At 51.8% G+C, this 13,005-nt stretch carries 12 protein-coding genes and 1 tRNA gene; 4 read left to right on the forward strand and 9 right to left on the reverse strand.

What is annotated here, in order from left to right:
* On the forward strand, window positions 1-993 hold a 993-nt coding region (locus FBQ85_16540), incomplete at its 5' end, for a hypothetical protein (protein ID MDL1876755.1).
* A gap of 21 nt (window positions 994-1,014) precedes the next feature.
* Complete coding sequence (locus tag FBQ85_16545; GenBank protein ID MDL1876756.1) at window positions 1,015-1,209, forward strand: T9SS type A sorting domain-containing protein; 195 nt, start codon at window positions 1,015-1,017, stop codon at window positions 1,207-1,209.
* A 104-nt stretch (window positions 1,210-1,313) separates the two neighbouring features.
* Here the strand turns inward: FBQ85_16545 and FBQ85_16550 are convergent, their stop codons facing one another.
* The 5 genes from FBQ85_16550 to FBQ85_16570 all read right to left on the reverse strand — a co-directional run bounded on the left by FBQ85_16550 (window position 1,314) and on the right by FBQ85_16570 (window position 6,029).
* Window positions 1,314-2,693, reverse strand: a complete 1,380-nt coding sequence (locus tag FBQ85_16550; GenBank protein ID MDL1876757.1) for an NAD(P)(+) transhydrogenase (Re/Si-specific) subunit beta — start codon at window positions 2,691-2,693, stop codon at window positions 1,314-1,316.
* Window positions 2,694-3,009: 316 nt separating this feature from the next.
* On the reverse strand, window positions 3,010-3,309 hold the full coding sequence (locus FBQ85_16555; protein MDL1876758.1) for an NAD(P) transhydrogenase subunit alpha: 300 nt from the start codon (window positions 3,307-3,309) through the stop codon (window positions 3,010-3,012).
* Window positions 3,306-4,469: a Re/Si-specific NAD(P)(+) transhydrogenase subunit alpha gene (locus FBQ85_16560; protein ID MDL1876759.1), complete on the reverse strand. Its 1,164-nt coding sequence runs from the start codon at window positions 4,467-4,469 to the stop codon at window positions 3,306-3,308. The genes FBQ85_16555 and FBQ85_16560 overlap by 4 nt, the downstream gene beginning before the upstream one ends.
* Before the next feature lie 367 nt (window positions 4,470-4,836).
* Complete coding sequence (locus tag FBQ85_16565) at window positions 4,837-5,604, reverse strand: dienelactone hydrolase family protein (GenBank protein ID MDL1876760.1); 768 nt, start codon at window positions 5,602-5,604, stop codon at window positions 4,837-4,839.
* A gap of 59 nt (window positions 5,605-5,663) precedes the next feature.
* Window positions 5,664-6,029, reverse strand: coding sequence for a hypothetical protein (locus FBQ85_16570; protein MDL1876761.1), 366 nt, complete (start codon window positions 6,027-6,029; stop codon window positions 5,664-5,666).
* 283 nt (window positions 6,030-6,312) lie between these two features.
* On the opposite strand from FBQ85_16570, the gene FBQ85_16575 reads away from it, so the two are divergent.
* The gene (locus tag FBQ85_16575) at window positions 6,313-7,500 is read left to right on the forward strand and encodes an acetyl-CoA C-acetyltransferase (protein ID MDL1876762.1); all 1,188 of its coding nucleotides are present in this window, start codon (window positions 6,313-6,315) and stop codon (window positions 7,498-7,500) included.
* A gap of 113 nt (window positions 7,501-7,613) precedes the next feature.
* On the opposite strand, the gene FBQ85_16580 is transcribed toward FBQ85_16575, so the two are convergent.
* The 4 genes from FBQ85_16580 to smpB form a co-directional block, all read right to left on the reverse strand.
* Entirely contained in the window at window positions 7,614-8,831 is a 1,218-nt protein-coding gene (locus FBQ85_16580) for a response regulator (protein ID MDL1876763.1), read from the reverse strand.
* 248 nt (window positions 8,832-9,079) lie between these two features.
* Complete coding sequence (locus tag FBQ85_16585; protein ID MDL1876764.1) at window positions 9,080-9,802, reverse strand: lytic transglycosylase domain-containing protein; 723 nt, start codon at window positions 9,800-9,802, stop codon at window positions 9,080-9,082.
* Between the two features lie 619 nt (window positions 9,803-10,421).
* Window positions 10,422-11,648, reverse strand: coding sequence for a tyrosine--tRNA ligase (locus FBQ85_16590; GenBank protein MDL1876765.1), 1,227 nt, complete (start codon window positions 11,646-11,648; stop codon window positions 10,422-10,424).
* Between the two features lie 197 nt (window positions 11,649-11,845).
* Window positions 11,846-12,310: an SsrA-binding protein SmpB gene (smpB, locus tag FBQ85_16595; protein ID MDL1876766.1), complete on the reverse strand. Its 465-nt coding sequence runs from the start codon at window positions 12,308-12,310 to the stop codon at window positions 11,846-11,848.
* 396 nt (window positions 12,311-12,706) lie between these two features.
* Between smpB and FBQ85_16600 the strand changes: the two genes are divergently transcribed.
* A tRNA-Leu gene (locus FBQ85_16600) sits at window positions 12,707-12,793 on the forward strand.
* Window positions 12,794-13,005: the final 212 nt, after the last annotated feature.

The following is a 13,005-nucleotide window of genomic DNA, read 5'->3' on the forward strand; positions in this document are numbered from 1 at the left end:
GCCGACTACTTCGCGCCTGGCATCACCGTGCTCGACATCACAGACAAGAAAAATTTCGTGCGCAAAGGCGTGATCAACAATGGATTCGGCCGCTCACACGACAATACTGTCATTCGCGGCAAGCTCTATGCAGCCTTTATCTTCACGCCCGCCGGGCTATGGCTTGCCGATGTTAAGAATCCAACTTCACCGCGCAATATCGCCACGGTTTTTTATCCGGGCGCCGGCACGCACAACTCCTGGCCCACGGAAGACGAACGCTATGTCCTCACGACAGATGAAGTCGGGCAAACGGCGCACAATATCAAAATTTGGGACGCTCAGCCGGCAGGCGGACTCAATCTTGTGGCAACCTATGAAACCCGGCCGGGCGCCACGGTGCACAATGTTTATGTGCGCGGCCGCTATGCTTATATGAGTTATTATTGCGACGGCATTCGCATTATCGATATCAACGACCCCACCAAACCGGTCGAAGTCGCTGCGTATGATCTCGACGGTGCTACGCCGTGCGGCGGTTTTGCCTCGACGTGGGGCATGTATCCCTACTCGAAATACATTTATGCGAGCGACATGAGCCTGGGTTTGCATATTTTCGAATTCGACCAACATCCGCCGGCCAATCTTACCGGCAACGTGAGAGATGCGGTTACCGGCGCTGCGATTGCCGGCGCATACGTTTATTTTCCCGAGGAATATGCCACGACCCGCAGCGAAGCTTCCGGCGGCTATGAAATTCCGTGGTTCAAGAATGGTGAGGTGCTCGTGGCTGCTGATGCGTTAGGCTATCTTGCGGATACGTTAGTGACCACTCTCTCTGCTAACGCGGCAACGCAATTGGACTTTTTTTTGCAGAAAGCCAGCACCAGCGCTGAGGAGAACGAGCAACCGGCAAGTCAGCCGCCACAGGACTTATATTTGTTGCCAAGCTATCCTAATCCATACCCCGCGGCGTTGTTGTCCGGAACAAACGGCGCCCTCCAGATTGCCTAGCGTTTGCCGGCGCAAGCAGCCGTGCGTGTTGACCTCACGAATATGCTGGGACAACGTGTGATGAGGCTAGTGGATCGTGTTGCAAACGCAGGGGAACATACCGTCGCGTGGAACGGCAAGGATGAACGCGGCAGAACGGTGAGCGCGGGGGTTTATTTTATAAATTTGTACAGCGGCGGGCGCGTGTTACAACAAAAACTGACGCTGGTGAAATAGGATGAAGAGTAAATGCAGATAAATTTGTGGAAAACCAGGCACGTGCATAACAAGACGAGTTAATCTCTCGCAGCTTCACAGGCACACGCCCGGCTTTTTATAAATCATTCCTTCAACGCCCTCACTAAATCCGTTACCATCTGCTTGGCGTCGCCGAACAGCATCATGGTTTTTTGATCGTAGAACAATTCATTGTCTTCGCCGGCAAAACCGGAGCCCAGGCTGCGCTTGACGATCATGACGGTACGCGCATAATCGACGTTGAGAATCGGCATGCCGTAGAGCGGGCTGTCTTTTTTCGTGCGCGCCGCCGGATTGATGACATCGTTCGCGCCGATCACCAACGCGACATCCGTGTTCTGAAAATCATCGTTGATTTGATCCATTTCCACCAGCAGATCATACGGCACATTCGCTTCCGCGAGCAAAACGTTCATGTGGCCGGGCATGCGGCCCGCCACGGGATGAATGGCATAACGCACGGTCACGCCGCGTTCCATCAGCATTTTTGCGAGTTCCTGCAAAACATGCTGGGCTTGCGCCACCGCCAAACCGTAGCCCGGCACGATAATCACCGATTGCGCGCTGTCAAAAATCATGGCGGCATCGGCGGCGGTATAGCGCACCACGGTGCGCTTTTCCGTTTGCGTTGTCGCGGCTTGATAATCTGCGCCCACGCCCGCAAACAAAACGTTACCGAGCGAGCGGTTCATCGCTTTGCACATGATGTCGGTGAGAATCAAGCCGGAGGTGCCCACGAGCGTGCCGCTGATGATCAACACATCGTTCGAAATGATAAAGCCCGTCATCGCGCCGGCGAGGCCGGAATACGAGTTCATCAGCGAAATGACCACCGGCATGTCTGCGCCGCCGATGGGAATGACGCTGGTGACGCCGAGCACGGCAGCGAGGGCGATGATAATGACGAGAGCAAAATTGCGCGAGGGATCGAGCACGAAAAGCGCGCCCAACACGATGATGATCAGCAGCAGCGCCGCGTTAATTTGCTTTTGCATGGGATAAAGAATCGGCGCGCTGCGCATCGTGCCTTGCAGTTTGGCCGCCGCCACCATGCTACCCACGAACGTCACCGAGCCGATCAGCAAACCAAGCACGATCGTAATGTAAACATCCAGGCTGACCGCGCCGGCTGTTTCTCCCATGCGCAGATACTCGGCATAGGCGACAAGCGCCGAAGCGCCGCCGCCAAAACCATTCAGCACGCCCACCATCTGCGGCATTGCCGTCATTTCGATTTTCTTTGCCAGCCAAACACCCACGGCTGATCCGAGCAGCAGCCCGGCGAAAATATAGGTAAAGTCGATGATCTTTTGATCGGTGAGCGTAACCACTACCGCGAGCAGCATGCCGAGCGCGCCATAAAGATTGCCGCGGCGCGCGGTTTTGGGCGAACTGAGCAGCTTCAACCCTAGAATGAACAACACGGATGCCAACAAATAACTCAACTTGACGATCACATGCATAATCTTCCCTTCCTCACAATAATGCCGATCCTAAAACCTCCCGTGCAGTCATGCCCGCGTGCCATGCCCGGGCATTCATTCCAATTCAAAGAAAGGTATTGGGACAGGGCGCTTAATTTCTCCAACTTCAAATAAAATTCTAAAACCTTTTGCCCCGGGATTCGCCCAACCTTCGACGAATTCCATTCCGGCAGGGCGAAACCGGATCAAGCGAAATGACTGTTATACAAAAAGCCCTTGTCAACGTGGCAATACTTTACAAAACCGTCTCATGCCAGGTTTCGGATTTTGGTAATCTGAAATCTGATGCCGGCATCTAATCCGCACGCTTGATCTGATCTTTTTTGAACATTTTAAGCATGCGGTCGGTGACGAGAAATCCGCCAACCACATTAATCGTTGCCATGATGACGGCAAACATGCCGAGATAAACGCTCAACCCGGCGTGGCCTTCTCCGGCAGCGATTAACGACCCGACCAGTGTAATGCCTGAAATCGCGTTCGAGCCGGACATCAACGGCGTGTGCAGCAGTGGCGGCACCTTACTGATGATCTCGACGCCAATGAACGTGGCAAGCACGAAAACATAAATTGAAACGATCAGAGTCTCAGTCATGGTTTGCTTCCTTCGGTTTGCATGGCTTGCTTCACCATGCTGTTGACGATCTCACCGTCATGCGTGAGGCAGGCGCCTTTGGTAATCTCGTCTTGAAAATTGAGTTTGCTGTCAGCGGCTTGATAAAGATGTAAAAACAAATTCGTGACATTCTTTGCGTACATTTGACTGGCGTGCACGGGCACAGTGGCGACGAGATTGACCGCGCCGTAAATCGTGACGCCGTGCTTCTCGATCATCTTGTTCGGTTGCGTCAACTCGCAATTGCCGCCTTGTGCCGCAGCCAAATCGACAATCACGCTGCCGGCGCGCATCATCTGCACCATTTCCGTGGTAATCAGCAGCGGCGAGCGTTTGCCGAATACTTGCGCGGTGGTGATCACAACATCGACCTTCGGCAGGCGCGCGGCAATGGCCTCGCGTTCTTTGCGCAGAAATTCTTCCGATTGTTCCTTGGCATAACCGCCGGCCGTTTCCGCATCTTTGGGCATTTCCATTTCAACGAATTGCGCGCCGAGGCTCATGACTTGTTCTTTCACAGCCAGGCGCGGATCGAAGGCCTCGACTTTCGCGCCCAGACGTTTGGCGGTGGCAATCGCCTGCAACCCCGCGACTCCCGCGCCGAGAATCAACACCGTCGCCGGCGGAATGGTGCCTGCGGCTGTCATTAAGAGCGGGAAGAATTTGCCGAGTTGCTGCGCCGCGATGAGCACGGCTTTGTAACCCGCGACGGTGGCCATCGAGCTGAGCGCATCCATGCTCTGCGCGCGCGTGATGCGCGGAATATACTCCATCGCGAAACTGGTAATGCCTTGCTTCGCGAGCAACGAAATGGTTTCGCGTTGATTTGACGGATCCAGGAAGCCGATAAATGCCGCGCCGCTGCGCATCAACTCCACTTCGTGTTTGCCGCTGGCAGCATGCTTTTGCGGCGGTTGAACTTTGAAAATGATGTCGCTCGCACGATACAACTCTGCCGCGTCACGCACGATCGTCGCGCCGGCAGATTGATACTGTTCATCTGAAAAAGAGGCGGCAACGCCCGCGCCGGTTTCGACCAGAATCTCGTGCTGCTTTTTTTTGAGCATACCGACCAAAGCTGGAATCAACGCCACGCGTGTTTCGCCTTCCCAGGTTTCTTTGGGAATTCCGATTTTCAAGTTTTCCTCCTTGTGCTAATCGCCGGTAACAACAAAAAACCGCCTACCCTCAAAGCCCTGATTCCGGCCTTGAAATACCTCTCCTGCAGCCCTGCTAAACTGTCGAGTTTTAGAATTGTGAGATGAACGCGTCTGAGCCTAGCTCGGGTATGATCTCATTTCGGGTGGGGCAATTTATGTTGCACAGGTGTTGGTATCATAATGTTCAACTTTTTTCGGATTCTGGCTGCGTCACTGGAAATTTCATCCGGCAAAATCACAACCCACAATATATGCGTTTATAAAGTAATGGCATTGTACGCGGGTGGATCAGCCGCTTCTCCAGTCTGTCACATCGTATCAAGATTGTTTGCTGCTATTTCATGCCTTACTTTTTCAAATGTTCCGCCAAAAAAGCCGTGGTTTTATCCCAAGCATCGGCGGCATCATCGGGATTGTAGCCGTCTTTGTTGTTTTCGTTCATAAAGGCATGGCCGGATTTGGCGTAAACATGAATGGTGACCTCCTTTTCGAGCTGTTTGCATTGCTTCTCAAACGCGCGCACGGTTTTCACGGGAATGCCTTTATCCTTGCCCCCGAAAATGCCGAGAACCGGAGCATTAATTTGACCAAGAAGTTGTTCGTCGGTGATCAATCGCCCGTAGTTGACCACGCACGCAGCGAGGTCGGGAATATGCGCCGCTGCCTGGAGGGAGTAACTGCCGCCCATACACCAGCCCAGGCTGGCAATGCGAGTCCGTTCGACGTCCGGCCGGGTGCGGAGATAGGCAAATGCTGCCTTGAGATCGCGAACGGCGCGATCGTCAGGCAAGCCTCGACTTAGCTCGTGCGCCGTGGCCTGATTGTCGGCAACGGCGCCGCGATAAAGATCGATGGAAAGCGTCAAATAGCCTTGCTGTGCCAGTTTCTTGGCATTGGCCTGCACCCAATCATTCAAACCCCACCATTCATGAACCAAAATGATTGCTGGAAACGGGCCTTTGCCTTCCGGCAAAGCGACCACGGCATGCACCGTATCAGCGCCGCTTTCATAACTTACCCACTGCGTTGCCACCGCGGTGTTGGCGCGATGGTAAACCAGCGCCGCCGAAGTCAATGTCACCAGCGTCGCCAAGGCAACACCGGAAGCTCTCATCTTTCCCTCCTCGACCGTAAGGAATTCATGATCAATTCCCTGATGCTACAACAACGGAGCTACTCGACAACTTTTTTGAATGCCAGAATGCGCGCCTGTTTCTGCTCGATCGGATGAACGCTCGCTGTTGAGGTTTCAGTTGCAACCGGCTCCATTTCCTCGGAGGCCCGGCTTGGCGGCGTCACTTTTTCGATACGCACAGGCGTTCCACCCATGGTAAACTCCGCCCCCCGTATCTGGTCATCGTCGATCGTCCATGTAACAATCTTCATGGGCAATGCCAGAACAAACAACGTCACCTGCCACCAGTTGCGCTTGAGGTCTGGGTTAATGTCTTCCACGCGCGCAAAAAATGCGGGCTTATGTTCGATGTGAACCAACACTAAATCTTGCGGAACGATAGCAACAGGCTTTAGCGGCATCATTTCTCCATAAATTCCTGTAAATCGGTTCAAAAGATAACCAGAACGAAAGCGAATGTCAAAGAAAATTTATATGCGCATGACGCGGCGAAAAACGAGGCAAACAAACGTTCCCCTAGCTTATAGCCCCATAAACACGCTCTGTTGCGTCACACCAACCTGAGACAGCGCTGCCAACTCTCCACGACAATGTTTTGCTTTACAACCAACTCCTTTTTTGCTATTTTGCCCGAGTTGTAAAATTGCTCGCCGCAAACAAAACCTTTTCAACGATCACGAGGCCTTCATGATTACACGGGAGATTGTTTTTCTCAGCGGCGTACGCACGCCGTTCGGCGCATTCGGCGGAATGCTTAAAGACTTAACCGCCACTCAACTCGGTGTTATCGCCGCGAAAGCGGCGCTGGCCCGGGCGGGCGTTGCTGCTGCAGAGGTCGAGCATGTGATTTTTGGGAATGTCATGCAAACATCCCAGGACGCGATCTATATTGCGCGGCACATTGGTTTGCAATCCGGCTGCCGCATAGAAACGCCGGCGCTCACCGTCAACCGCTTGTGCGGCTCAGGCTTTGAAGCAATTGTGCAGGGCGCGCGCATGTTGATGCTCGGCGAGGCTGAAGTGGTTTTAGTGGGAGGCGCGGAGAGCATGAGCCAGGCGCCGCACGTCATTCGCGGGGCGCGCTGGGGATTGCGCTTGAATGCCGGCAAGTTGGAAGATTATCTATGGGAATCGCTGCTCGACGCCCAGTGTGGCTTCACCATGGCGCAGACCGGTGAGAATCTTGCAGATCAATATGGCATTACGCGACGCGCTTGCGACGAGTTTGCTTTGCGCAGCCAGCAACTTACAGCAGCGGCATGGGAAAGCGGAAAATTTGCGGACGAAGTTGTGCCGGTGGAGTTGCCGGGCAAGAAAGGCAGCATCACAATATTCAGCCGCGACGAACACCCGCGCCCGGAGACAACGCTGGAAACGCTGGCGAAGCTTGCGCCTTATTTCAAGAAGGACGGCACGATTACCGCCGGCAACGCCAGCGGCATTGTTGATGGCGCTGCCGCGATGGTCATGATGACTGCCGCAGCCGCAGAAAAACGCGGCTTACAAGCGATCGGGCGTTTGGTGAATTGGGGCTTTGCCGGCGTGGAGCCGAGCATCATGGGCATCGGCCCGGCGCCGGCGAGCCGCAATGCCTTGCATCGTGCCGGCATGAAACTCGAGCAGATGAATTTAGTGGAAGTGAATGAAGCCTTTGCTCCGCAATATTTGGCAGTGGAAAAAGAGTTGGGCTTGCCGCGCGACATCACGAATGTCAACGGCGGCGCGATTGCAATCGGGCATCCGCTGGCGGCCAGCGGCACGCGCTTAACGTTGACGTTACTGCACGAGTTGCGCCGGCGCAAGCAGAAATATGGTTTGGCAACGGCCTGCATCGGCGGCGGGCAAGGCGCTGCGGTAATCGTCGAGGCGAGTTAATTAATTCGCTTGCGGCCATCGCCGTTAACTCAAAAAACACGAATCTAAACAAAAACGCCTGACGAATATTGTCAGGCGTTTTTTTGTTTATTGACGGATTATTGCGCCAGCCCTTATGCCTCATATGTTTCCGCCAGCGTCGCAGTGAACGGCAAGAAATTCGGCTCGGCTATATTCGGCTGGGAATTCACGCGGCTCATGGGCAGCAACACCTGAAACGTGGAGCCTTGTTGCGGCGCACTGGCAACCTTGATGCCGCCGCCGTGTGCTTCGGCAATGGCGCGCGCCAGCGACAGCCCGATGCCTAAACCCCCGCCTAAAAAACCCGTTGCGCTCGAGCTGTGTAAATCCGAGTTCTGCACTTCATAAAATTTTTCGAAAATCTTTCCCAATTCTTCGGTTTCAATGCCGACCCCGCTGTCTTTCACCGCAATGACCCAATACTCGTGATCGTGCGTCAAGGTGATTTCAATCGCGCCGCCGTCGGGCGTGAATTTTATCGCATTTTGCAGCAGTTCAGCGATCATCAATTTGACTTTCAGGCGGTCGGCGTAGACATTGCAATTTCTGAAAACGGCTTCCCACGTCACTTGCTGGCGCCGCGCATTTGCTGCCAGCTTGAATTCCTGCACCACTTGCCGGATAATCGCGTTGAGATCGATCAACTCACGCCGCAGGTGCCAGACTTTTTGCTCGAGATAAAGGAGATTCGTCATGTCCGTCACGATTTGCTCCAAATCAGCAACCGCGGTTTGCATCACGCGCATGCAATCTTCCTTTTCCTCGTCGCTCAAATCGTTGGCGCGCGCATCGGTGAGAATGGCGAAATAACCCTTGAGATGGCTGACCGGCGTGCGCAACTCGTGCGAGGTGATCGCAATAAACTTGTCCTTCAACACCTGCAATTCCCGCAGTTTCTCGTTGGCGCGCTTGAGCAGAAAATTCTCCTGACTGAGTTGAATTTTATCTCGGCACTTGCCCACCGCCAGGCGAATTTGATCAGCTTTGAGCGGTTTGAGTAAAAAATCGAATGCGCCGAGTTTGAGCGCTTCGATTGCCACTTCGATGGTGGCGTATCCGGTCATGATGATGACTTCCACATGCGGATAATCCCGCTTGATCGACTTCAACAATTCCATGCCGTCCATCGCCGGCATCTTCAAGTCCGTCAACACGATTTCAATGCCGGGAAAATCGCGCAGCGTTTCCAGGGCAAGCAAGCCGTTTTCTGCGGTGTACACCTCGAAGTCGTTGCGTTCCAGGCTCAACTGGCAGACATGCCGGACGACTTTCTCGTCATCAGCCACTAACAGCTTTGTCCTTTTGACCATAATCCTTGCACCGTTTGGTTGAGGCAAAAAACGAGTTTGGGACAACAAAATCAGGGATTCGAGGCGGCGGGAAGCGAGCCGTATTTTAGTGAATTCGCAATGAAATGCAAGCTGGAATTGACATATTGCAGAGTTTTAATTTTAGGGGAAGCTGAGGTTCAGATGCCAACCCGGCATCGAAGCACATCTGTAACAAAAAACCCCAATCAACATCCTCGTTAATTGGGGTTTTTGTAATATCGTATCAATTACATGGTCATCAGGCGATATTCCGAATAAAGTTTTTTGACGGAGGGAATATATTTTTGGGTTTCATCCCACAAAATACCGTCTTCACGATTGGCCTTGATCCACATCGCTGCGCGTTTCGCGCCGCCGTTGTAGGCAGCCAGGCCGCCATCGAGATCGTACTCCGTGATCAGCGCCGACAAGTAGCGGCAGCCGAGGCGGATGTTCAATATCGGGTTGAACAGCACGTCTTCCGGCTTGGTCCAGTTGAGGCCTTCGTAAGAGGCGACGTACATGCCGGTGGTCGGCATGACCTGCATCAAGCCCATGGCGCCGGCATGCGAAACCACTTCCGGATTCCAGGTGCGGCCGCTTTCGTGCGTGATCGTGGCGCAAATGAGATCGATGTCGAGATTGGGATATTTCACACTCATCTCGTAAACGGTGTTGGCGATCTCGTATTTCAGGCTGGATTCCATCCGGGGATTGAAACGGTCGATGATGGCAATCACTTTCTGAATACTGTACTGCCGCACGGTATCGACGTTCATCGAGCCGCGCAGTTCGTGCAGCACGCGCTCCAACTCACCGATCTTGCTGGTTTGCATTTGGGAGAGGGTGTAGTACTTGAAGCTGACGCCTGCTGCCACAAGGCAGATCGAGACCAAAATACCATACAGGAAGATTCTAGAAGAAATGCGGCGCTTACCGTATTTTCCTCCCTGATTTTCTCCTGTTGACATCTGTTCCTCCGTGAGTATGTTCAACTTAATCAATTGTCGTGTTCTTGTTGCAGCTTTGCTTAACCTAAAATCCGGCTAAACATATATTAACTAAAACTGTTTGGCGATTCAATCAAACAACGTACTTGTCAATAGCAGATAACGTGCCAATTACAAAATATATTGTATTTTATAATCTTAAGTCGTTCTGTTCGCACCAATTTCTCTACGATGTCTGTTCGAGTCTGATTCACTTATCTTTAAAATAGGTCGAAAATCGATCATCCTGATAAACAAAACGCGCCTCAAAAGGCGCGATCAGACACATGAAATATATTTTAAATATATGTTTTATATAAATTAAATCTTCATGTTCTTGAGCGACTCCATGGGAGTTTGTGTGTTGTAGTTTGTCTCATTTCAACAAAATTATTGGTGAACACTTTTTACTTATTTTAAAAATGCGGCCAGATTATAATCATTCCAGTTTGCAGATGCAAGAGAAATTTTTTGTTACAATTCGTTAAGAAAATCGAAAGTGAAAATATGTCATAAAATAAAAAACAGCATTGCCAGCAAATCATAAATTCAATGGCAACACTGTTTAATTGACATTAACTCAACGAAAATAAATCGATATCTACTCAACGACAACCTTTTGATAGCGCTTCTTTCCCGCACGGATAAGCAACTCACCTTTATCTAAATCTGCCATATTGACACGCTCATCAATCGTCTCAATTCTTCTCCGATTTATGTAAGCGCCGCCTTGCTGTATCAATCTGCGAGCCTCGCTCTTTGATTCGACAATTCCGGCAGCATGGAAAAGGTCAATTACACCCAGGCCGTTATCAAACATCGCTGCTTTGAGCGTGACTTTCGGGATGTTGGCATCATCGCCAGCCTCACCGAACAATGCTTGCGCCGCATTTTTAGCTTTTTGAGTCTGCTCTTCGCCATGAATGAGCTTGGTCACTTCGAATGCAAGCAAGGCCTTGACCTCGCGTAGTTCCGCGCCTTGCACTTGTTTGAATCGCGCAATCTCAGCCATTGGCAAAAAGGTGTACAACTGTAGCAGGCGCACCACATCGCGATCATCCACATTGATCCAATACTGATAAAAATCGTACGGTGACAGCATTTCCGCATCGAGCCAAATGGCGCCCGCGGCTGTTTTTCCCATCTTCTTGCCGTCGGAAGTTGTGAGCAACGGCGCGGTGAGCGCAAATGCTTCTTTATTCTCCACCCGGCGAATCAGCTCAACGCCTGCCAAAATATTTCCCCATTGATCATTTCCGCCCATTTGCAGCACACAGCCGTGTTTGCGATTAAGCATTAAAAAATCATACGCTTGCAAAATCTGATAATTGAATTCTAAAAACGAGAGCCCGGTTTCGAGGCGTTGTTTGTAAGCTTCGGCAGCCAGCATGCGATTGACGCTGAAATGCCGGCCAATCTCGCGCAAGAATTCGATGTAATTCAAGTCCAGCAGCCATTCGGCATTATCGACCATCATGGCCTTGCCCGGGCCGAAATCCAGCACCCGGCCAAATTGCTGCTGAATTCTCCGGCCGTTGGCCACGATCTGCTCGCGCGTGAGCATTTTGCGCAACTCGGTTTTGCCGCTGGGATCGCCGATCATGGTGGTGCCGCCGCCGAGCAAAGCAATGGGACGATGCCCGGCGCGCTGTAAATGTCCAAGCATCATTATTGAAAGCAGATTGCCGACGTGCAGACTGGTCGCCGTGGCGTCGTAGCCGACGTAGCAGGTTATCGTTTTTTCATTTAGAATTTGGCGCAGCCGTTCCTCGTCTGAGACTTGCTCCACAAAACCGCGCTCTTTGAGAATGTCGAAAGCATTTGCCATAAATTTATTCTGGGTTATTGGTTCTTCACGGCGTGGGAACTTTTTGGATAGGAGCCGTAATCACTTTCCTGCATTCAAAACCGCACATGATCACTAATCGACACAAATTTATTAGAATTAGCGTCAATTCGTGCAGATTAGCGGTTCTATAAAATAGCCAGCCTATTTAAATGTTTTTAATCGTTTGCGCAGCATGATTAGTGTTTCGCGCGAAACGCGCGCGCCAACTCGCGATCGGAGTCGCGTTTGGCAATGGCCTGGCGTTTGTCATATTGCTTCTTGCCTTTTGCCAGGGCCAACTCCACTTTCACTTTGCCGTTTTTGAAGTACAGTTGCAGCGGCACCAGCGTCAAGCCGGTTTCTTTGGTTTTGCCGATGAGGCGCCGGATTTCGTTGCGGTGCAGCAGCAGCTTGCGGTCGCGCTCAGGGTCGTGATTGTTGATATTGCCGTGCGAATACGGACTGATATGCACGCCATAAAGCCAAAGTTCTTCCTCATGCACTGCGGCATAAGAATCTTTGAGATTGGCGCGGCCATCACGCAGGCTTTTTACCTCCGTGCCGTGCAACACAATACCGGCTTCGTAGGTGGCGAGAATGTCGTAATCATGCCGTGCTTTGCGGTTTTGCGCGATAAGCTTGCGGCCTTCGGTTGCTTTCATGAGATTAAAAACGTCTTTTCAGGATGAAGACTGCCCGGGCGACGGCGCATTCCTAATGAGTGAGTGTTCCAGCAACGGCTTGGCCGCTGCTGGAAGCTTGGGAGTTCTCGAGTCTACAAGCATGAATAAACCTCAGCCAAGCCGAGGTTGGAACATTTTCAGACAGACATTGAACAAAAAACGGCTGCAACATAGCATTTGCAGCCAACAAAATCAAGGTTTTTAGGGGGTGGAATAAATCAACGTTTACAAAACGTCCGGATGTGATATGGCACATGGAGTATTTCGATGGATCACATGGATCGTTTATTCTATTCCACCCCTTACGGGACCAACAAAAATGTTGACTTTCGCCGCCTGCTTTAATACATTGGCCGCGCTTTAAAAATTCCATTTGCCGAAGTGGTGGAACTGGTAGACGCGCTGCGTTCAGGGCGCAGTGGGCGTACGCCCGTGGGGGTTCGAATCCCCCCTTCGGCACCAACAAAAAATCCCCGCGGTCGAATTCGGCCAGGGGATTTTTCATTTCACCGTGTGCATTTGATTTCGACCTCAAAAATTTTTCTTGATTTTTTATAAAGTACTTCATATTGTCCGCCGTTCTTCACAAGCAGGGCAGGGGAATGGATTTCTTGCTTGATATTGGGCTTCTCTCGCTTCTCTCATCTCTGCCTGCGCCGTCATGCAAATTGCTT

Source organism: Cytophagia bacterium CHB2 (genome assembly GCA_030263535.1).
In the GTDB taxonomy this organism is placed as follows: Bacteria; Zhuqueibacterota; Zhuqueibacteria; order Zhuqueibacterales; family Zhuqueibacteraceae; genus Coneutiohabitans.

Excerpts from the sequence above, each read along its gene's own strand:
- smpB (MDL1876766.1), bottom strand. The coding sequence starts at position 12,310 with ATGAAAGCAACCGAAGGCCGCAAGCTTATCGCGCAAAACCGCAAAGCA.
- FBQ85_16590 (MDL1876765.1), bottom strand. The coding sequence starts at position 11,648 with ATGGCAAATGCTTTCGACATTCTCAAAGAGCGCGGTTTTGTGGAGCAA.
- FBQ85_16570 (MDL1876761.1), bottom strand. The coding sequence starts at position 6,029 with ATGATGCCGCTAAAGCCTGTTGCTATCGTTCCGCAAGATTTAGTGTTG.
- FBQ85_16575 (MDL1876762.1), top strand. The coding sequence starts at position 6,313 with ATGATTACACGGGAGATTGTTTTTCTCAGCGGCGTACGCACGCCGTTC.
- FBQ85_16555 (MDL1876758.1), bottom strand. The coding sequence starts at position 3,309 with ATGACTGAGACTCTGATCGTTTCAATTTATGTTTTCGTGCTTGCCACG.
- FBQ85_16550 (MDL1876757.1), bottom strand. The coding sequence starts at position 2,693 with ATGCATGTGATCGTCAAGTTGAGTTATTTGTTGGCATCCGTGTTGTTC.
- FBQ85_16580 (MDL1876763.1), bottom strand. The coding sequence starts at position 8,831 with ATGGTCAAAAGGACAAAGCTGTTAGTGGCTGATGACGAGAAAGTCGTC.
- FBQ85_16565 (MDL1876760.1), bottom strand. The coding sequence starts at position 5,604 with ATGAGAGCTTCCGGTGTTGCCTTGGCGACGCTGGTGACATTGACTTCG.
- FBQ85_16585 (MDL1876764.1), bottom strand. The coding sequence starts at position 9,802 with ATGTCAACAGGAGAAAATCAGGGAGGAAAATACGGTAAGCGCCGCATT.